We start from the raw sequence: 18,897 nt of genomic DNA, 5'->3' as shown, positions 1-18,897 counted from the left end.
CGTGAAGGTCGTTCTCTTCTGCGGTGGCTACGGGATGCGGATGCGCAACGGCGCGGCCGACGACGTCCCGAAGCCGATGGCGATGGTCGGTCCGAGACCGCTCATCTGGCACGTGATGCGCTACTACGCGCATTTCGGCCACACCGAATTCATCCTGTGCCTCGGCTACGGCGCGGCGCACATCAAGAACTTCTTCCTGTCGTACGAAGAGACGATTTCGAACGACTTCGTCCTCCGCAACGGCAAGGCCGAGCTGCTCTCGACCGACATCGCCGACTGGACGATCACCTTCGTGCAGACCGGGATCGAGTCGCCGATCGGCGAGCGCCTCCGGCGCGTCCGCGAGCACCTCGACGGCGACGAGATGTTCCTCGCGAACTACGCCGACGTCCTTTCCGACGTGCCGCTCCCGGAAATGATCGAGCGTTTCGAGAAGTCGGACGCCGGCGCGTCGATGATGGTCGTCCCGCCGCAGTCGTCGTTCCACTGCGTCGAAATGGACGAAGGCGGCATGGTCGGCTCGATCACCGCGGTGAGCGAAATGCCGCTGTGGGAGAACGGCGGCTACTTCGTGCTGCGGCAGGAAGTGTTCGACCACATTCCCGAGAACGGCGACCTGGTCGCCGACGGCTGCGCCGAGCTGGCCAAGCAGGGCCGGTTGCTCGCCTACCCGTACCGCGGGTTCTGGAAGCCGACCGACACGGTCAAGGAGCGGGCGGCGCTGGACTACGCCTACAGCCACGGCGACCGGCCGTGGGCGTTGTGGGAGCGGCAGCCCGCGGCGAGCACCGCGTGATCGGGCTGCGGCCGGGACGGCTCGGCGGCGTCGTCGCCCTCGGCGCGCACTGCGACGACATCGCGATCGGCGCCGGCGGCACGCTGCTGACGCTGTGCGGTTCGCGGCCGGGGCTGAAGGTCGACGCGCTGATCCTGTCCGGCGGCGGCACGCCGCGCGAGGACGAGGAGCGCGCGGCGCTGGCGGCGTTCTGCCCGGGCGCGGAGGTCGACGTCACGGTGCTCAAGCTGCCGGACGGGCGCTTCCCGGCGCACTGGGAAGAGGCCAAGAACGCGCTGGAGGAGCTGCGGCGGCGGACCGACCCCGACGTCATCCTGGCGCCGCGCACCGACGACGCGCACCAGGACCACCGCGGCCTCGCCAAGCTCGTCCCGACGGCGTTCCGCGACCACCTGGCGCTGGGCTACGAGATCGTCAAGTGGGACGGCGACCTCGGCAGCCCGTCGGTCTACCAGCCCCTGGAAGACGACGTCGCCGAAGAGAAGGTCCGGCTGCTGCAGACGCACTACGCGTCCCAGCGGCACCGGCCCTGGTACGACCGCGAGGCGTTCCTCGGGCTGGCCCGCATCCGCGGGATCGAAGCGGCCGCGAAGTACGCCGAAGCGTTTTTCGTCAAGAAACTCACTCTCGACCTGAAGGGTTGATTTCGATGCGGGTGTTGCTGACGGGGCACAAGGGCTACCTGGGGACGGTGATGGCCCCGGTGCTCGCCGCCGCCGGCCACGAGGTCGTCGGCCTCGACTCCGGGCTGTTCGAGGACTGCCTGCTCGGGCCCGCTCCCACCGACCCGGCCGGGCACGTCGTCGACCTGCGGGACGTCACGCTCGAGCACGTCACCGGGTTCGACGCGGTCATCCACCTGGCCGCGCTGTCGAACGACCCGCTGGGCTCGCTCGCGCCGGAGCTGACCTACGACATCAACCACCACGCGTCGGTGAAACTCGCGAAGCTGGCGAAGGACGCCGGCGTCAAGCGGTACATCTACGCGTCGACCTGCTCGGTGTACGGCGCGGGCGGCGACAACCTCGTCGACGAGGACGCGCCGCTGCGGCCGGTGACGCCGTACGCGGAGTCGAAGGTGCGCGTCGAAGCCGACGTCCACGAGCTCGCCGACGACGACTTCACGCCGGTGTACATGCGCAACGCGACCGCGTTCGGCTACTCGCCCCGCCTGCGCGGCGACATCGTGCTGAACAACCTGACCGCGCACGCGCACCTGTCCGGCGAGGTGCTGGTGCTCTCCGACGGCACGCCGTGGCGGCCGCTGGTGCACGCCCAGGACATCGCGCGCGCGTTCACGGCGGCGTTGACGGCGCCGAAGGAGGCCGTGCACAACAAGGCCTTCAACATCGGCACCGAGGAGAACAACGTCACGGTCGCCGAGATCGCCCAGGAGGTCGTCGAGGCCGTGCCGGGCTCGACGCTGAACATCACCGGCGAAGCGGGCGCCGACCCGCGCTCCTACCGGGTCGACTTCTCCCGCTTCCGCGCCGCCATCCCGGGCTTCGCCTGCGAGTGGTCGGTCAAGGACGGCGCGGTCGAGCTCATCGAGGCCTACCGCAAGTTCGGGCTGACGCGGGAGTCGTTCGAGCAGCTGTTCACGCGCCTGGCCTGGCTCAAGAGCGAGGGCGAAGCCGGCCGCGTCGACGACACCCTCCGGCGGCAGTAGTGGCGGCCCCGCAGCTGCGGACCGGGGCGGAGCTGCACGCCCTGGTCGAGCGGCTGTACCCGATCTGCCGCAGCATCACCGGCGACGGCGTGCGGCAGACCCTGGACATCATCGGCGAGCACGTCGCGCTGGAGCGGCACGAGGTTCCGACCGGCACGGCCGTGCTGGACTGGACGATCCCGCAGGAGTGGAACATCCGCGACGCGTACGTCGCCTCGCCTTCGGGTGAGCGGGTGATCGACTTCCAGGAGCTGAACCTGCACGTCGTCGGGTACAGCGTCCCGGTGTCGCGGCGGATGCCGCTGAGCGAGCTGCGGGAGCACCTGCACACGTTGCCGGACCAGCCGTCGTGGGTGCCCTACCGGACCAGCTACTACGCCCCGGCCTGGGGGTTCTGCCTCGCGCAGGAGAAGCTGGACGCGCTGCCCGACGGCGACTACGACGTCGTCATCGACTCGACCCTGTCCGACGGCTCACTGACCTACGGTGAGCACGTCGTGCCCGGCCGTGTCACCGACGAAGTCATCGTGTCGTGCCACGTGTGCCACCCGTCGCTGGCGAACGACAACCTCGCCGGCATCGCGGTGGCCGTTTCGCTGGCCCAGCAGCTGGCTTCGGCGCAGCCGCACTACACCTACCGGTTCCTGTTCATGCCGGGCACGATCGGCTCGATCACCTGGCTGGCGCGCAACGCTTCCCGGATCGACAAGGTGCGCCACGGGCTGGTGCTGGCGTGCGCGGGCGACCCGGGACCGTTGACGTACAAGAAGTCCCGCCGCGACGACGCCGAGATCGACCGCGTCATGCAGCACGTGCTGCGGTCGCGTGAGCATCGAGTTGTCGACTTCTCGCCGTATGGCTACGACGAGCGCCAGTTCTGCTCACCGGGCTTCAACCTCGGCGTCGGTTCGCTGACGCGCACGCCGTACGCGGGCTACCCCGAGTACCACACCTCCGCGGACAACCCGGGCTTCGTGTCGCCCGCGGCCATGGAGGACACGCTGGGCGCGCTTCTCGACGCGTTCGGCGTGCTCGACCGCAACCGCCGGTACGTCAACCTCAGCCCGTACGGCGAGCCCCAGCTCGGCAAGCGCGGGCTGTACGACTCGCTCGGCGGCCGCAGCGACGCCAAGCAGGCCCAGATGGCGATGCTGTGGGTGCTCAACCTCTCCGACGGTTCGCACAGCCTGCTCGACATCGCTGAGCGAGCAGGCCTGCCCTTCGACATCGTCGACGTCGCGGCCCGTGCCCTGCACGACGCCGGCCTGGTCAAGGAGTGAGCGACGTGGCCAACCACCGCCGTGCACCGCGCTCGATCTTCCGGTCGGGCGCGGTGCGCGCGATGGCGGGACGGCTGAGCTGGGGCCTCGGCGACCAGGCGGTCTCCAGCCTGACCAACTTCGCCGTCGGCCTGTACGTGGCCCGCTCGCTCGGCACGTTCGCGTTCGGCATCTTCAGCCTCGCCTGGGTCACCTACGGCGTGGTGCTCAACATCTCGCGCGGCCTGGCGACCGACCCCCTGATGGTGCGGTTCAGCGCGGTCTCGGAACAACGCTGGCGCCTGGGGGTCGCCAGTGCGTCCGGCACCGCCATCGGGGTCGGCTGCGCGACCGGGCTGGTCAGCCTGGTCGCCGGGCTGGCCGCGGGCGGGCCGCTCGGCAACGCGTTCGTCGCGCTCGCCGTCGTGCTGCCGGGCCTGCTCCTGCAGGACGCCTGGCGGTTCGCGTTCTTCGCGAAGGGCGAGGGCAAGAAAGCGTTCGTCAACGACTGCGTCTGGGGCGTGGCCCTGCTCCCGGCGCTGTACGTCGCCGCGCAGATCCACACCGTGGTCGCCTTCGTGCTCGCGTGGGGACTGTCGGGCGCGGCCGCGGCCCTCTACGGCTGGTTCCAGACCAGGATCCTCCCGCACCCGCGGGAGCTGCTGGGCTGGCTCCGGGCGCAGCGCGACCTCAGCGTGCGCTACCTGGTCGAAAACGTCAGCAACAGCGGCGCGTCCCAGCTGCGCGCGTACGGCCTCGGCGCCATCGCCGGGATCACCGCCGTCGGCGCGGTCCGCGGCGCCGAACAGCTCCTCGGCCCGTTCCTGGCGCTGCTCATGGGGCTGTCCCTGGTCACCGTCGCCGAGGGCGCGCGGGTGCTTCAGCGGGCGCCGCACCGGCTGAAGCACTTCTGCATGGTCCTCGGCGGCGGTCAGGCGGGTGCCGCGCTGTGCTGGGGCCTCGGCCTGCTCATCCTGGTGCCCGACCGCGCCGGCCGGTGGGTGATGGGCTCGGTGTGGGACTCGGCGTCCCCGCTGATCCTCCCGGTCACCCTCGCCGTGGTCGGCGCCAGCTTCGCGACCGGCGCCGCCGCCGGCCTGCGCGCACTGGGCGCGGCGCCCCGCAGTTTGCGGTCGCAGCTGATCGCGTCGCTGTTCTACGTCACGTTCGGCATCGCCGGCGCGTTCCTCGGCGGCGCGGCCGGGTCCGCGTGGGGCGTCGCGACGGCCACGCTCAGCGGGTCCGTCGTCTGGTGGCTGCAGCTGAGGCTCGGGCTGCGCGAGTACGTGCCGCCGGGCTCCGACGAGCCCACCGTGGTGTTCGAGCCGATCAAACAGCCGATCAAGGAATGAGGACTCCATGACCACCGTCCCGCGGCTGAGCCTCGGCCTCCCGGTGTACAACGGCGAGGAGTACCTCGCCGAGTCGCTGGACGCCCTGCTCGGCCAGACCTTCGAGGACTTCGAGCTGATCATCTCGGACAACGCTTCCACGGACGGCACCGACGAGATCTGCCGCCAGTACGCCGACAAGGACTCGCGGATCCGCTACGTCCGCCAGCCGAAGAACATCGGTGCGACGCCGAACCACAACTTCGTGTTCGACGTCTCCCGCACCGAGCTGTTCAAGTGGGTCTCCCACGACGACCTCTACGCCCGCGACCTGCTCAAGCGGTGTGTCGAAGCCCTCGACGAGCGCCCGGACGTCATCCTCGCCCACTGCGACCAGGCGATCATCGACGGCGACGGCCGCATCGTCCAGCCGCTCGAGTACACCTTGGACACCGGCTCCCGGCACGCGCCGGACCGCTTCCGCAGCATCCTGTTCGAGCCGGGCGGCGACGACTTCTACGGCGTCATCCGCGCCGACGTCCTCCGCCGCGTCAAGCCGCTCGACAGCTACCACCACGCCGACCGCACCTACTCGGCCGAGATGGCCCTGCACGGCCCGTTCTACCAGGTGCCCGAGCTGCTCTACTTCCGCCGCGACCACCCGGGCCGCGCGGAACGGGCCAACCCGACCATCCGGAGCCGGTGCGCGAACCTGGACCCGCGGCGCGCGAACCGGCTCCGGAACCCCACCGTCCGCCTGCTCGGCGAGTACGTCTACGGGTTCGCGGACCTGATCCGCCGCGCACCGATCTCGGCCGCCGACAAGCGCGAGTGCTTCGGCCACCTCGGCGCCTGGCTGACCAACCGGGCCCGCTCCGGCCACGGCGAACGCGTCGAAGACCGCGCGCCCACCGCCTCGGACGTCGCCACGGTCAACGAGATCGTGGCCGGCCGGGAAGGCAGGCTCGCGTGAAGCGTGCGCCACGCGTCGGCGTCTTCGGCCTCCTCGGCTCGGGGAACCTCGGCAACGACGGTTCCCTCGAAGCCGTGCTCGGCTACCTGCGTGCCGAGTACCCGGACGCGGTGCTGGGCGCCCTGGTCGGCGGCCCGGAGATCGTCCGCGAGCGGTACGGCCTCGACGCCACGCCCCTGCACTGGAACCAGTCCGAGTACGAGACGGCGTCCGGCCTCCGCTCGATCGCCCTCAAGGGCTTCGGCAAGCTGGTCGACATCGCGCGCACCGCGGCCTGGGTCCGCAAGCAGGACGTCGTCATCGTGCCCGGCATGGGCGTGCTCGAGGCGACGCTTCCGTTGCGTCCGTGGGGTTTCCCGTATTCGCTCTTCCTCCTTTCCGCCACCGGGCGCCTCTTCGGCACGAAGGTGGCGCTCGTGTGCGTCGGCGCGAACCACATCAGCGCCCGGGCGACGCGGACGCTGGTCCGCTGGTCCGGCCGGCTCGCCGCCTACCGCTCGTACCGCGACGACCTCTCGCGCGACGCCATGCGCGCCATGGGCGTCGACACCAGTGCCGACCAGGTCTATCCCGACCTCGCGTTCTCCCTCCCCACGCCGGCCGCCGAGGGCAAGCCCGGCACCGTCGGCGTCGGCGTGATGGCCTACTACGGCGGCAACGACGACCGAGCCGAGGCCGACCGCATCTACCGCCACTACGTCGACACCATGAACCGTTTCGTCGCGTGGCTCGTTGACCAGGGCAGAGGAGTCCGGCTGTTCATCGGCGACCGGATCGACCGGCAGGTCGTCGACGAGATCCTCGAGAAGACCGCTTCCCCGCTGGTGACGGCGGCTTCGGCGGAGACCCTGGACGAGCTGATGCACGAGATGGCGGCGGTGGAGAGCGTGGTGGCCACGCGCTACCACAACGTGCTCTGCGCCCTGAAGGTCGCGAAACCGACCGTGGCGATCGGGTACGCACCGAAGAACGACGTCCTCATGGCGGAGATGGGTCTCGAAGGCTTCACCCAGCGGGCGAAGACCGTCGACTTCGACAAGCTCGTCGAGCAGTTCACCGAACTGGAGAACCGCTCGGCGGAACTGCGCCAGACGCTCCTGGAACGGAACGAGATGAACGCGCAACGGCTCAAGGACCAGTTCGCCGCCCTTTCGGCGGCCCTCTTCGGGGGTGGGCGATGAAGGCCATTCCGGTGCCGGAGATCGACGGGGCGTACCTGTTCGAACCCACCCCGCACGCGGACGGGCGCGGCTTCTTCAGCCGGACGTTCGACCGCGACGTCGTCGCGTCGGTGGGCATCGACCCGGACGGCTTCGTCCAGGACAGCCTTTCCCGCTCCCGCAAGGGAGTCGTCCGCGGGATGCACCTGCGCGGCGGAGCCGGCGAAGCGAAGCTGGTGCGGTGTTCGCACGGCGCGATCTTCGACGTCGTGGTGGATCTCCGACCGGGTTCGCCGACATTCCGGAACATCAAAACGTTCGAACTTTCCGGTGAGACCCAGGTTTCCGTGTACATCCCGGCGGGGTGCGCCCACGGCTTCCAGTCACTCACCGATCCCTCCGACGTTTCGTACCGTATCGATCGGGCGCACGATCCTGAAGAAGACATTACGATTTCGTACAAAGACCCTGAATTGGACATTTCGTGGCCACTGTCGGTCACAATGGTCAGCGACCGGGACGAACGGGCGCCGTCTCTCCGAGAGGCGTTGAAACCAACGAGGTGAGCCACGACATGGGAACGAACCTGCCCCGCTCCACGCAGGCGGACGAGCGGCTGCACCGGGTCATCCCGGGCGGCGCGCACACCTACGCCAAGGGCTCGGACCAGTATCCCGAAGGGATGGCCCCGGTCATCTCCCGCGGCCTCGGGGGCCACGTGTGGGACGTCGACGGCAACGAATACATCGAGTACGGCGCGGGCCTGAGAGCGGTCAGCCTCGGCCACGCCCACCCGCGGGTGATCGAAGCGGTCCGGGGCGAGCTGGAAAAGGGCAGCAACTTCATCCGGCCGTCGATCATCGAGGCCGAAGCCGCCGAGCGGTTCCTCGAGAACATCCCGACGGCGGACATGGTGAAGTTCACCAAGAACGGCTCGGACGCGACCACGGCCGCGGTCCGGCTGGCCCGCGCCGCCACCGGCCGCAAGCTCGTCGCCAAGTGCGCCGACCACGCCTTCTTCTCCACCGACGACTGGTTCATCGGCACCACGCCGATGAACGCGGGCATCCCGGACGAGACGACCGAAGCGACGGTGTCCTTCCCGTACGGCGACCTGCAGGCCGCGGAGGAGCTGCTGCAGCGCCACGACGGCGAGATCGCGTGCATGATCCTCGAGGCGGCCGCGGCGGTGGAACCGCCGCCGGGGTACCTGCAGGGCCTGCGCGAGCTGACCACCCGGTACGGCGTCGTCCTGATCTTCGACGAGATGATCACCGGCTTCCGCTGGTCCGCCCACGGCGCACAGGGCCTCTACGGCGTCACGCCCGACCTCTCGACGTTCGGCAAGGCGCTCGGCAACGGCTTCGCCGTCTCCGCGCTGGCCGGCAAGCGGGAACTGATGGAGATCGGCGGCCTGCGCACCGATCGCGAACGGGTGTTCCTGCTCTCCACCACCCACGGCGCCGAGACCCACTCCCTGGCCGCCGCGATGGCGGTCATGGACGTCTACCGCGACGAGGACGTCATCGGCCGCATGCACAGCCTCGGCGACCGGCTCGCCGCCGGCGTCCGCGAGGTGGCGGCCGGGATCGGCGTCGAGGACCACGTGGTCGTCCGCGGCCGGGCCAGCAACCTCGTCTTCGGCACGCTCGACGAGCAGGGCAAGCCGTCGCAGCCGTACCGGACCCTCTTCCTGCGCGAGCTGATCAGCGGCGGGGTGCTCGGACCGTCCTTCGTGGTCAGTGCCGCCCTCACCGAGGCGGACATCGACAAGACCATCGACGTCGTCGCCCAGGCCTGCACGGTGTACCGGAAAGCGCTCGACGCCCAGGACCCGGCGCCGTGGATGGGCGGGCGCCCGGTGCAGCCCGTGTTCCGCAAGTACGCCTGATCCTCCCGCGGTCGGGCCGGATTCACCCCATGGGTCCGATGAGGACACTTGAGGGTGACTGTTTTCCGGCCCGATCGTGCGTAACTTCCTGCCATGGGCAGATCTCGTGCGGTTCTCGTCGCTGCTTGCTCGCTCCTGATCGCCGTGGTGTGCCCGGCGACCGCGCGCGCCGCCGACGGGCCCGCCCCGGTGTGCGGCCACCAACCCGCGGAGTACGAAGACCCGCCGTCCGGAGCCGTCGCCGTCGATCCGGGCGTCGACGGCGACCTCGCGGCCAAGACGGCGGCGCAGCCGGCCGGAACGACATTCTGGCTCCGGCCCGGCACCCACACGCTCGGGAACGACGAGTTCGGCCAGGTCAGCCCGAAGGACGGCGACGTGTACCTCGGCGCGCCGGGCGCGGTCGTCGACGGCCGCGGCGTCAACCGCGCGGCCTTCACGCAGCGGGCCCGCGACGTCCGGATCATCGGCCTCACCATCCGCGGGTTCGCCGCGCTGCAGAACCAGGGCGTGGTCAACCACGACTCCGGCGACGGCTGGCTCATCGAGAACACCACCATCGAGGACAACGCCGGCGCGGGGCTGATGGCCGGCGCGGGCCAGGTCGTGCGGCACAGCTGCCTGCGGAACAACGGCCAGTACGGCCTCAACGCCTACCAGGCGGGCGACGGCATCACCGGGCTCGTGCTGGAAGGCAACGAGATCACCGGCAACAACACCGGGGACTGGGAAGCCAAGGTGCCGGGCTGCGGGTGCAGCGGCGGCGCCAAGTTCTGGGCCGTGAACGGGGCCGACATCCGCGGCAACTGGGTCCACGGCAACCACGGCGCCGGCCTGTGGGCCGACACGAACAACAACGACTTCCTCGTCGAGGACAACCTGTTCGAGGCCAACGACTCCGAGGCGCTGTTCTACGAAACCAGCTACAACCTCGTGCTGCGCGGCAACACCTTCCGCGGCAACACGCTGGTGCAGGGCCGCGCGTTCGCCTCGCGCGGCGACAACTTCCCGGTGGCGACGGTGTACCTGTCGGAATCGGGCGGCGAACCGCGCGTGCCGGCGCGGACGTCGGCCGTCGACATCACCGGCAACACCTTCGAGGACAACTGGGCCGGGATCACCTTGTGGGAGAACGCCGACCGCTTCTGCAGCAGCCCGGCGAACACGTCTTCGGGCTACTGCACCAAGGTGGCCGCGAAGTCTTCGTGCGCGGCGGGCACCATCCAGCAGCACCCGGCGTACGACGACTGCCGCTGGAAGACGCAGCGGGTGGAGATTCACGGGAACACCTTCCGGTTCGACCCTGGTCGGGTGGGCTGCACGAGCCTGTGCGGGCGGATGGCGCTGCTGTCGAACTACGGGACCTTCCCGGACTGGTCCCCGTACAAGGGAACCGTGGTCGAGGAGGCGATCACCTTCCGCCAGGACAACCGGTGGCACGGCAACTCCTACACCGGGCCGTGGACCTTCGTCGTGCATGACACCTCCAGGACGGTCGACGCTGCGGGCTGGCAGGCGATGCCCTACTCGCAGGACGAGTGCTCTTCGTTCACCGGCGGGGTCGCCGGCTGCTGATCAAGAGCTTGCCGACGGGGTCCGACAGTTTTCACCGCGACCCGTCTCGGCGGCCGACTTTTCCCTTGCCGCACAAGGGAAAAGTCGCGAAAGGAGAATTCCGGACACTCCGGTTTCACCCTTTTCAGCGATGGCGTTCGCACGGGTGTTCGGTACCGTCGGAGACATGTCCCACGTTTCCACCGCCCTCCACCGCGACGCGATCGACGTCGTCGCGTTCGACGCCATGGGCGTCCTGTACTCGAGCGCCGACGACGTCGGCGAGCTGCTCGTCCCGTACCTCCGCAGCCACGGCTGCGCGTGGCCCCGCGGCGAGATAGCCCAGCTGTACGAGGAATGCAGCCTCGGCAAGATGACGTCCGCGGACTTCTGGACGACCGCGGGCGCTTCCGGGGCGTCGGACGAGGAGTACTGCCGCGCCCACCGCCTCACCGAGGGCGTGGTCGCCCTCCTCGCCGAACTCGACACGACCGGAGTGCGGCTCGCCTGCCTGAGCAACGACGTCAGCGAGTGGTCCAGGCTGCTGCGCGAGCGCTTCGGGCTCGGCGAGTACGTCACCGACTGGTTCATCAGCGGGGACACCGGGGTACGCAAGCCCGACCCCGAGGCCTTCACCACGCTGTGCCGGCGGCTCGACGTCGTCCCCGAACGGATCCTGCTCATCGACGACCGGGAGGAGAACGTCGCCGCGGCTCGCGGCGCCGGTCTTCAGGCGTTGCGGTTCGACGCTCCTCGCATGTCCACAATGGACGCGCTGCGGAAGGAGCTCAGACCGTGGTGAAGCGTGCGCTCAGCTCCCCTCGAAGACGGCCGGCGGGCAGCCGCCGTCCGCACAAGACGAGCAAGAGATCCTGGGCCGCGCCGGTGATCGGCGTGCCGGTGCCGTACGACCAGTCGAGGTCGTCGGCGCGCAGGGCGACGCCGGTCAGATCGGTGCCGAAGTACTTGATCTGCTTCGGCTTCATCGCCGAGAAGATCACCTCCAGGCGGTCCAAGGGCACCCGGCGGTCCAGTCCCAGGGCGGTCGTGATGTCCAGACCGTGGATCACGTCGTGGCTCAGGGCGCCCTCCGCGCCGCCGCCCGGCGGCCGCCACGGGTGGTTCGCGTTGTCGCGCAGTGACGCGACCAGCGCCTCGCGGGAAAGCTCGGCCGCTTCGCGACGGGCCACCCGGTCGGCCATGGCGTTGAAGCGGCCACCGGACTTCAGCAGTTCCCGCACGAACCGGCCGGTGGAGAACCGGAAGGGCATCGTCATGTGGGCGACCACCTCGGGCACGCGCCAGCCGGCGCACAAGGTCGGCGTCGCCCAGGCGGACGGCGGCAGTTCGTCGAGCAGCGCGGCCAGCTCCCGCCGTTCGGCGGCGATCAGATCCTGGATCATCGGGGTCTCCTTCGCACGTCGGTCACCCCACCGACGAACGCGGACCGCCGAGACCGACAGGCCTTCCGCGCGGACCCAGGACCGGGAACCCGGCCACCGGGGATCAGAGCCGGTCGGCGATCCGATCCACCAGCCAGGCCGTTGCCGGGACCGCCGCCAGGGCGGCACAGAAACCGCCGAGGGCATCCGTCGGGTAATGCGCGCCGAGGGCCACCTCGGCCCAGCCCATGGCCACCCCGGCGACCAGCGCCAGCCCGAGAACGAGCGCCATCGCGGCCGCGCGGCCGAGCCCCAGCCGGTCGGTCAGCAGCAGGGCGACGATCAGCGCGAGCGCCGTCGCCAAGGCCGTGTGCCCGCTCGGGTAGGACAGGAAGTGGCCGTGGATGGTGCGTCCGACGATCGGCTTCAGCGCCGTCGTCACCGCGACCGTGGCCAGGACACCGAGCACGGTCAGCACGACCGTCCGGACGCGGTGGACGAGATAGCAGACCGTCGCGATCAGACCGACCAGGATCACCGACCCCACCGGCTCACCACCGAAGTCGAAGACCAGGGCGACATATCGCCACGGCGGCTCGACGCCGTCGATCGACGGGAGGAGCGCCGCGTCGATGCCGGTGAGGCCGGAGTCGCGGAAGTGCAGGATGCCGAGGGCGACGAGCACCGCCGTCGCCAGTGCGCCCGACATCGCCAGGGGAGCACGCAACGCGACCGGCAGGGCCGCGGGTGCCGTCCGGACGAGCTGCCTCACCCGTGCGCCTCGATCGCCGCCTCGTACCCGGCGATCAGCCGGTCCAGCCCGACCGCGGGGGTGAAGTCCTTCTCGTACCGGACGCGGGCCGCGTCGCCCATCTCGCGATTGCGGTCGCCGGCCACCGCGCGGAGGCGGTCCGCGAGCGAGGCAGCGTCGTTCGGCACGTGGAGGAGGCCGGTGACGCCGTCGTCGACGAGCTCGGGGAAGGCGCCATGCGCCGCCGCGACCGTCGGGACGCCGGCGGCCATCGCCTCGACGACCACCAGGCCGAAGGCCTCCAGCCACGTCGACGGCGCGACCACCGCGACCGCGTCGGCGGTCAGGGCGCGGCATTCCGCCTTGTTCCGGAGGCCGGCATACGTGACGTCGGAGCGTCCGGCCGCCCAGGCCGCGACCTCGTCCTGCATCGGGCCGGTCCCGGCGATGACCAACGGCACGCCCAGGGCGCCGCCGAGGCGGTCCCAAGCCCGCATCAGCAGTCCGACGCCTTTCTCCTCGGTGATGCGGCCGAGGAACAGCACGTGGGACCCGTCGCCGGTGCGGCGGACACCGGGGTCGGTGACGAAGTTGTGCTTCACCGCCATCCGCTCGCCGGGCATCCCGGCCGACACCAGGAGGTCACGTTGGGCCGCCGAAATGCAGAAGAACCGCGAAACGCCCGTCCACCACCGGCGCCGGTTCGCGACCATGCTCGCCGCCATCGGCACCGTGGCCGCGCTCGAACCGCGGTAGCAGCCGTGCTTCACGGCGGGCAGCGGTGAGCCGCCGACGCACTCGGTGCAGATGCGACCGTCGCGGTGGAGCGTGCCGGGTGGGCAGACCATCGTGTAGTTGTGCAGGGTCGCGACCGCGGGGACCCCCGCGTCCGCGCAGGCGGCGACCACCGATGGCGACAGCAGCGGGAACGTGTTGTGGATGTGCACGACGTCCGGGCGCGACGCCCGCAGCCGGGCGGCGAGCTCCTTCCGCACCGCCGGGTTCCACGGCACCATCAGCGGCACCGCGGCCTTCCGGGGCAACGGCATCGCGGCGATGTCGTCGCTGCGGCGTTCGAACAGCGACACCTTGTGGCCGCCCTCGGCGAGCAACGTCACCTCGGCGTCGACGACGTTGTTCTCCCCGCTCGGTTGCTCGGACCGGTACCGGTTGTGGACCACGAGAACCTTCACGCGCCCGCACCTCGCACGCCTGCCCCCTTCGCCGGGATGAATGCTTGTTCGTCGGACTGCGGCACCCCGCGGACCAGCAGCGACGCGGCCACCGCCAGGTGCAGGAGGTACGGCGACGCGTCGCCGAGACCAGCTTCGGTGTAGGAGGCCGAAACGCAATAGGTGATCAGGAAGATCGCACACGCCCTCGCCAGCGAAGGAGGCCGCAGCATCGCGACGACGATCAGCGTCAGCAGGAACGCGGCGACCAGCCCGATGCCGACGAACCCCTGCTCGTGGTAGATCGCGAGCCAGCTGTTGTCGATCGGGAGGCCGTCGTAGGACTTGTCCGTCAGCCCGACGCCGAAGATGTACTCCGCTGTGGTCCGCGGGGCCTCGAGCAGCGCGTCCCACACCTTCGCGCGGCCGGTCAGGCTGGAGAAGTTGTCGGCGCTCTGCCCACGGAGGAACCACGTCTGCAGCGCACCCGCGAGCACCACGCCGGCGACCCCGCCGACGCCGACCGTCCACGCGAACACCTTCCGCGCGCGGGCGCTGGTCAGCAGCATCGACAGGAAGGCCACCGCGAGACCGACGATCAGGCCGAGCGTCGCCGTGCGGGTGTGCGTGAGCATCAGCAGCGCCAGCACCGGGACCACGATGGCCAATGCGCTGCGCCACGTCGTGCGGCGGCCGAACCAGAGGAGGAGGGTGAGCCCGGAGATGACGGCCGCGTACTGGCCGATCTGCGGCGGGGTGAGCGGCCAGATCGCGCCCGAGAGCCGGCCGCCGTAGATGTCCGGCATCGCGTTGCCCGGGGCGATCACCAGGCCGATCGCCACGGACGCGAGCACGATCGCGTACGTGCGGATGTGGTAGCGGACGAAGCTGAAGCCGCCGTCCCACCAGCGGGTCAGCAGCCAGAGCGTCGAGACGAACACGGTGAGCCGGAAGCACCGGAACAACGCGCCGGCGCCCTCCTGCAGGTCGGCGCTGGACAGGATGCTCGTGAACAACAGCAGCGTGAGCAGGAGGAGGTACGCGCTCGGCCGGATCCGCAGGTGCTTGTTCAGCACCAGCGCGATCACGAACGCGGTCATCAGCGAACCCATGGTGACGAGCTGGCTGACCGACCGCGGCAGCGGGATGACCGTCTTCGCGCCGGTCGACCCGAGGGTGTTGAGGATCAGCAGCGCCCAGGCCAGGCCCGCCCACTTCGGCGTGGCCGACACGGGCTCGGGCGCGCCGTCGCCGCGGATGCCCGCCGGCGTTCCGATGTGCGAGGTCATGTCAGCCCCCGCCCTGCGCGGTGTACGTGCTGCCGGTGTCCTGCGAGTACGGCGAGCCTTCCCACTCGCCGATCTCGAGGACGCGGTCGGCCGTGTAGGTGATGAACGTCCACGGGCCGGCGTAGCTGTTGTCGTGCCAGCGGTTGTCCTGCTTGAACGTGATCGCTTGCTGGACCGAGTCGCCCTTGTACGGCGACCAGTCCGGGTAGGTCCCGAAGTTCGACAGCAGGCCCATCCGGCCGCACGAGGCCTGGCAGCCGACGACCGCCGGGTCGAGGACGAACTTGTTGTCGTGGATGTCGACGTTCTGGGTCTTCCAACGGCAGTCCGACAGGAGCGGGCCGTTCGTGATCGCCGGGGCCGAGCACTCCTTCACGTTGCGGACCAACCGGGTGCAGTCGCCGGAAGAGGTGTTGGCCGGGCTGTTGCAGAACCGGTCGGCGTTCTCCCACAGCGTGATCCCGGACCAGTTGTTCTCCAGGTAGTTGCGGGAGATGTCGATCTTCGCGGTGCGGGCCTTGACGCGCGGCTCGCCGCCGGACTCGGAGATGTAGATCGCCGACGTCGGGAAGTTGTCGCCCTTGTCGGCGTACCTGCGGCCGTCGGCCCAGTTGTTCTTGCGGATGGTGTTGTCGCGGATGATCGCGTTGTAGCTGATTTCGTAGATCAGCGCGGCGCTGTCGTTGTTCTCGATGAGGTTGCCCTCGATGAGGAAGTCGTTGTTGTTCGTGTCGGCCCACAGCCCGGTGCCGTGGTTGTCGTGCACCCAGTTGCCGCGCACGTCGGCGCCGTCGACCTGCCAGAACTTGATGCCGCCGCTGCAGCCGCAGCCGTCGATCTTCGCTTCCCAGTCGCCGGTGTTGTTGCCGGCGATCTCGTTGCCCTCCACCACCAGCGCGGTGAGCGGGGTGCTGCCGGAGTAGGCGTTCATCCCGTACTGGCCGTTGCGGCGCAGGCAGTTGCCGCGGACCTGCTGGCGCGCGCCCGCCATCAGCCCGGCACCGTCGTTGTCCTGGATGGTCGCGTGCTCGATCACCCAGCCGTCGCCGGAGTCGTGGTTGACGACACCCTCGTCGTGGGGCGCGACGAAGCCCTGCACGGTCAGGTAGGTGATCTTGACGTTGGCCGCGTGTCCGGTGAAGGCGTACTGGTTGATCTTGCGGCCGTCGACGACCGCGCCCGGGGCGCCGATGTAGACGTCGCCGTCCTTCGGCGACACCTGGTCGTACTTGTCATTGCCGAGGATGTGCTTGCCCGGCTTGAGCCAGAAGGTCGTGCCCGGCCCGGCCGAACGCGTCTTCGCCGCCAGGTCGCCCGGGACGGCCGGGTCGACGACGACCGCTCCCGCCGGCGCGGCCGCCGGGCCGGCCGGTTCCTTGTCGCACACCGCCGCGACCGACCCGCTCGGGGCCGGGGTGGCCTGCGCGGGGCCGCTGTCGGTTTCCGGGCTGCCCGAGCACGCCGCGACCGTGAGCAGGACGCCGAGCAGCGGAGCGGCACGGCTGAGTCGGAAGCGGCGGGCTGTCACGGGCGGGTCCTAACTGAAGCGGAGCAAGGTGGTGAGGTGTCCGGGAGTCCCGGAGCCGACGAGGGTGGTCGAGGGTTCCTTCCTGCCGAAGCCGGCGGAGTACCAGCCGAGCGGCGGCTCAGTTTCGCCGCGGTGCGCGATCCACGACAACTCGGGCGGCAGTTCCATGACGGCGCTGCGCACCCCTCCCCCGCCGGCGGCGAGGGAACCGGACACGCGGCCGACGAGAGGATCGGACACACCGGCGGAGGCAGAACCGGACGCGGCAGCCCCGAACGCACCGGAGGCCGTGCCGGTCGCACCGAGCGGGGCCGGCCAGCTGAGCCGGGCCGTGGTGCCGTCGAGCGTGACCGTCACCGAAGGGCCGAAGTGGAACGCCAGGCGGCCCGCCGCCCCTCCCTCACCGAGGACCTCGTCGATGATCTTCAGCACGGTGCCGTCGAGTTCCACCGTGCGGCGGTGGGCGGCCGGGGCGTAGCCGTCGTGGGCTGCCGTCCAGCGGGATGCTCCCGTGGGCGGGGTCTCGACCGTCAGCACCTTGGTCACCGCGTGGCGGGTCCACAGGAACGGGCCGCCCGACACCGACTGGTCGCGGCCGCCCAGCTCGAGGGTGTTGTGGCCGAGCGTCGACCGGAAGTACGACCGCCACTGGGGCTCGCCGTGGTAGCAGAACGTGCCCGGGTCGGCCAGGATGTCCACGCCGTCGTGGCGGACCTCCACCGACAGCGCGTCCGCGTGGGCGTGCGCGGCGATCGACAGGAACCCGTGCGGGCCTCCGTCGCAGCGCGCCCAGATGCGACCCGACCGCAGGATCGTCATGCCCGCGTCGCGCAGGTGTGCCGGGCGCTGGGCAGGACGAGCGCCCGAGGCACGCGGAGTCCGGGACGCGAGCGAGGCCAGCAGCGCCGTGCGGACGTCGTCGCCCGGGACCGGCGGCCACCAGGCCGGCCGGCCGAACAGGACCTCGCCGGTGGCCAGCAACGAGGCCCAACGGTCGGTCTCGGTGCCGTCGACGATCAGGCCGAAGCCGTCGTCGGCGTCGCCCTGGCGGGGTGGCCGGAGCCGGTTGTCCACAATAGACGCGAGGGCGTCGGTCATCCGGAGCAGGACGTCCCAGGTGGTGTCCGGCACCGGCGTGCCCGCGGCGTCGGCCTCCACCGCCGCCGCCAGGCCCAGCTCCAGCACCAGGCCGTGGTACTCCGACGCCAGTTCCGCGTTCAGTCCCGACGGGAACGTGTTGCGGCCGAGCTGGAGGTCCAGCGAGCGCATCGCCGAAGCCCGCCAGCCCGCCGACTCCGGGAACCAGCCGAACGCGCACGCCGCGGCCAGCAGGCCGGCGTCCTCGGCGATGACGTGGTTGTTCGCCGACGAGCCGTGGCTGCGCAGCGTCGCGAGCCAGTTCTGGTGGTGCCACAGCTGGAGCTGGAAGTCCGGGTTGTCCTCGAACAGCTCTCCGGCGCCGTCCCAGCCGTCCAGCAGGCGACGCGTCCAGACCCACGACAGCAGCCGGATGCCCAGCTCGATGCCGCTCACCCAGTGCGGACCGCGCAACGGCGGGTTCTCCGCCCACCACGACCGCAGGTGCGAGGCCACCCGCGCGGCGTACGCCGGGGTACCGGTCAGGGCGTACGCCGCGGCCAGCACGGTCAGGTGCTGGTGCCGCGAGGGCTCCCAGATCTGCTTGATGTCGCCGACCGTGTCCTCCGACCGGTACGGCACGTCGAACGCGTACAGCTCGGAAGGCGCGCGACGGCCCGTCTTCGGGTCGAGGAACCAGTCCGGCGCCGCGAAATCCGACCGGACCACGCCGAAGAACTCGGCGCGGCCGGCCATCAGCTCGTCGGCCGTGGCCAGCAGCCGCGAAGCCGCCTCACCGGACACCTTGCCCACCACCCCGGCAGGCAGCACGGCCGTGAACCGCGGGTGCGCGGGCCAAAGAGGCGGCGTGGGCAGCTCCGAACGCCACTGCCGCTGGACAACGGCATGCCGAGCGCGGCCGACGACCTCCGCCGGCCCCATCCGGGACAGCCGGCGCAGGTACCAGCCGGGCCCCATCATGACCGGGCACCTTCCGGCAGCAGTGCCGGCCGGACCGGCGCAATGCTCGGCCTGCCCGAACCCGCCGTCCCCAGCAGCTCCGGC

The 18,897-nt window shown here is 70.6% G+C and carries 17 protein-coding genes; 11 read left to right on the top strand and 6 right to left on the bottom strand.

Annotated features, from left to right (window positions below; translation table 11 throughout):
• The first annotated feature begins 1 nt into the window (after position 1).
• From AB0G28_RS01795 to AB0G28_RS01745, 11 genes are all read left to right on the top strand, one after another.
• Positions 2-796 carry a sugar phosphate nucleotidyltransferase gene (locus AB0G28_RS01795; protein ID WP_361081950.1) on the top strand — a complete coding sequence of 265 codons (795 nt, stop codon included), beginning with the start codon at positions 2-4 and terminating at the stop codon, positions 794-796.
• Positions 793-1,440 (top strand): PIG-L deacetylase family protein, encoded by a 648-nt coding sequence (locus AB0G28_RS01790; protein ID WP_361081948.1) that lies wholly within the window; start codon positions 793-795, stop codon positions 1,438-1,440. The genes AB0G28_RS01795 and AB0G28_RS01790 overlap by 4 nt, the downstream gene beginning before the upstream one ends.
• A 5-nt stretch (positions 1,441-1,445) precedes the next feature.
• Complete coding sequence (locus AB0G28_RS01785; RefSeq protein ID WP_361081946.1) at positions 1,446-2,465, top strand: SDR family oxidoreductase; 1,020 nt, start codon at positions 1,446-1,448, stop codon at positions 2,463-2,465.
• Positions 2,465-3,745, top strand: a complete 1,281-nt coding sequence (locus AB0G28_RS01780) for a DUF4910 domain-containing protein (RefSeq protein WP_361081944.1) — start codon at positions 2,465-2,467, stop codon at positions 3,743-3,745. The genes AB0G28_RS01785 and AB0G28_RS01780 overlap by 1 nt, the downstream gene beginning before the upstream one ends.
• Positions 3,746-3,750: 5 nt before the next feature.
• Positions 3,751-5,076 (top strand): hypothetical protein, encoded by a 1,326-nt coding sequence (locus AB0G28_RS01775; RefSeq protein WP_361081942.1) that lies wholly within the window; start codon positions 3,751-3,753, stop codon positions 5,074-5,076.
• 7 nt (positions 5,077-5,083) lie between these two features.
• Positions 5,084-6,028, top strand: coding sequence for a glycosyltransferase family 2 protein (locus AB0G28_RS01770; RefSeq protein ID WP_361081940.1), 945 nt, complete (start codon positions 5,084-5,086; stop codon positions 6,026-6,028).
• The gene (locus tag AB0G28_RS01765) at positions 6,025-7,209 is read left to right on the top strand and encodes a polysaccharide pyruvyl transferase family protein (RefSeq protein WP_361081938.1); all 1,185 of its coding nucleotides are present in this window, start codon (positions 6,025-6,027) and stop codon (positions 7,207-7,209) included. The genes AB0G28_RS01770 and AB0G28_RS01765 overlap by 4 nt, the downstream gene beginning before the upstream one ends.
• On the top strand, positions 7,206-7,754 hold the full coding sequence (gene rfbC, locus AB0G28_RS01760) for a dTDP-4-dehydrorhamnose 3,5-epimerase (protein WP_361081936.1): 549 nt from the start codon (positions 7,206-7,208) through the stop codon (positions 7,752-7,754). Before AB0G28_RS01765 ends, rfbC begins: the two co-directional genes overlap by 4 nt.
• A gap of 8 nt (positions 7,755-7,762) precedes the next feature.
• Entirely contained in the window at positions 7,763-9,079 is a 1,317-nt protein-coding gene (locus AB0G28_RS01755; RefSeq protein WP_361081934.1) for a glutamate-1-semialdehyde 2,1-aminomutase, read from the top strand.
• 93 nt (positions 9,080-9,172) lie between these two features.
• Positions 9,173-10,654 carry a right-handed parallel beta-helix repeat-containing protein gene (locus tag AB0G28_RS01750; protein WP_361081932.1) on the top strand — a complete coding sequence of 494 codons (1,482 nt, stop codon included), beginning with the start codon at positions 9,173-9,175 and terminating at the stop codon, positions 10,652-10,654.
• 166 nt (positions 10,655-10,820) lie between these two features.
• On the top strand, positions 10,821-11,435 hold the full coding sequence (locus AB0G28_RS01745; RefSeq protein ID WP_361081930.1) for an HAD-IA family hydrolase: 615 nt from the start codon (positions 10,821-10,823) through the stop codon (positions 11,433-11,435).
• Here AB0G28_RS01745 and AB0G28_RS01740 read toward each other — a convergent pair.
• The 6 genes from AB0G28_RS01740 to AB0G28_RS01715 form a co-directional block, all read right to left on the bottom strand.
• Entirely contained in the window at positions 11,422-12,036 is a 615-nt protein-coding gene (locus AB0G28_RS01740; RefSeq protein WP_361081928.1) for a maleylpyruvate isomerase family mycothiol-dependent enzyme, read from the bottom strand. The genes AB0G28_RS01745 and AB0G28_RS01740 overlap by 14 nt on opposite strands.
• Positions 12,037-12,139: 103 nt before the next feature.
• Positions 12,140-12,787 carry a phosphatase PAP2 family protein gene (locus AB0G28_RS01735; RefSeq protein WP_361081926.1) on the bottom strand — a complete coding sequence of 216 codons (648 nt, stop codon included), beginning with the start codon at positions 12,785-12,787 and terminating at the stop codon, positions 12,140-12,142.
• The gene (locus AB0G28_RS01730) at positions 12,784-13,959 is read right to left on the bottom strand and encodes a glycosyltransferase family 4 protein (RefSeq protein ID WP_361081924.1); all 1,176 of its coding nucleotides are present in this window, start codon (positions 13,957-13,959) and stop codon (positions 12,784-12,786) included. The genes AB0G28_RS01735 and AB0G28_RS01730 overlap by 4 nt, the downstream gene beginning before the upstream one ends.
• Positions 13,956-15,143 carry an O-antigen ligase domain-containing protein gene (locus AB0G28_RS01725; protein WP_361082351.1) on the bottom strand — a complete coding sequence of 396 codons (1,188 nt, stop codon included), beginning with the start codon at positions 15,141-15,143 and terminating at the stop codon, positions 13,956-13,958. The genes AB0G28_RS01730 and AB0G28_RS01725 overlap by 4 nt, the downstream gene beginning before the upstream one ends.
• Positions 15,144-15,228: 85 nt before the next feature.
• Positions 15,229-16,755 (bottom strand): right-handed parallel beta-helix repeat-containing protein, encoded by a 1,527-nt coding sequence (locus AB0G28_RS01720; protein ID WP_361081922.1) that lies wholly within the window; start codon positions 16,753-16,755, stop codon positions 15,229-15,231.
• Positions 16,756-16,764: 9 nt separating this feature from the next.
• A complete protein-coding gene (locus tag AB0G28_RS01715) occupies positions 16,765-18,813 on the bottom strand; it encodes an alginate lyase family protein (RefSeq protein ID WP_361081920.1) in 2,049 nt (682 codons plus the stop codon).
• Positions 18,814-18,897: the final 84 nt, after the last annotated feature.

This window comes from Amycolatopsis sp. NPDC021455 (assembly GCF_040640995.1).
In the GTDB taxonomy this organism is placed as follows: domain Bacteria; phylum Actinomycetota; class Actinomycetes; order Mycobacteriales; family Pseudonocardiaceae; genus Amycolatopsis.
This window is presented reverse-complemented; position numbering and strand designations above follow the sequence as displayed.

Bases quoted from the DNA above. Each gene is read 5' to 3' on its own strand.
- AB0G28_RS01785 (WP_361081946.1), top strand. From the start codon at position 1,446: ATGCGGGTGTTGCTGACGGGGCACAAGGGCTACCTGGGGACGGTGATG.
- AB0G28_RS01770 (WP_361081940.1), top strand. From the start codon at position 5,084: ATGACCACCGTCCCGCGGCTGAGCCTCGGCCTCCCGGTGTACAACGGC.
- rfbC (WP_361081936.1), top strand. From the start codon at position 7,206: ATGAAGGCCATTCCGGTGCCGGAGATCGACGGGGCGTACCTGTTCGAA.
- AB0G28_RS01755 (WP_361081934.1), top strand. From the start codon at position 7,763: ATGGGAACGAACCTGCCCCGCTCCACGCAGGCGGACGAGCGGCTGCAC.
- AB0G28_RS01750 (WP_361081932.1), top strand. From the start codon at position 9,173: ATGGGCAGATCTCGTGCGGTTCTCGTCGCTGCTTGCTCGCTCCTGATC.
- AB0G28_RS01745 (WP_361081930.1), top strand. From the start codon at position 10,821: ATGTCCCACGTTTCCACCGCCCTCCACCGCGACGCGATCGACGTCGTC.
- AB0G28_RS01740 (WP_361081928.1), bottom strand. From the start codon at position 12,036: ATGATCCAGGATCTGATCGCCGCCGAACGGCGGGAGCTGGCCGCGCTG.
- AB0G28_RS01715 (WP_361081920.1), bottom strand. From the start codon at position 18,813: ATGATGGGGCCCGGCTGGTACCTGCGCCGGCTGTCCCGGATGGGGCCG.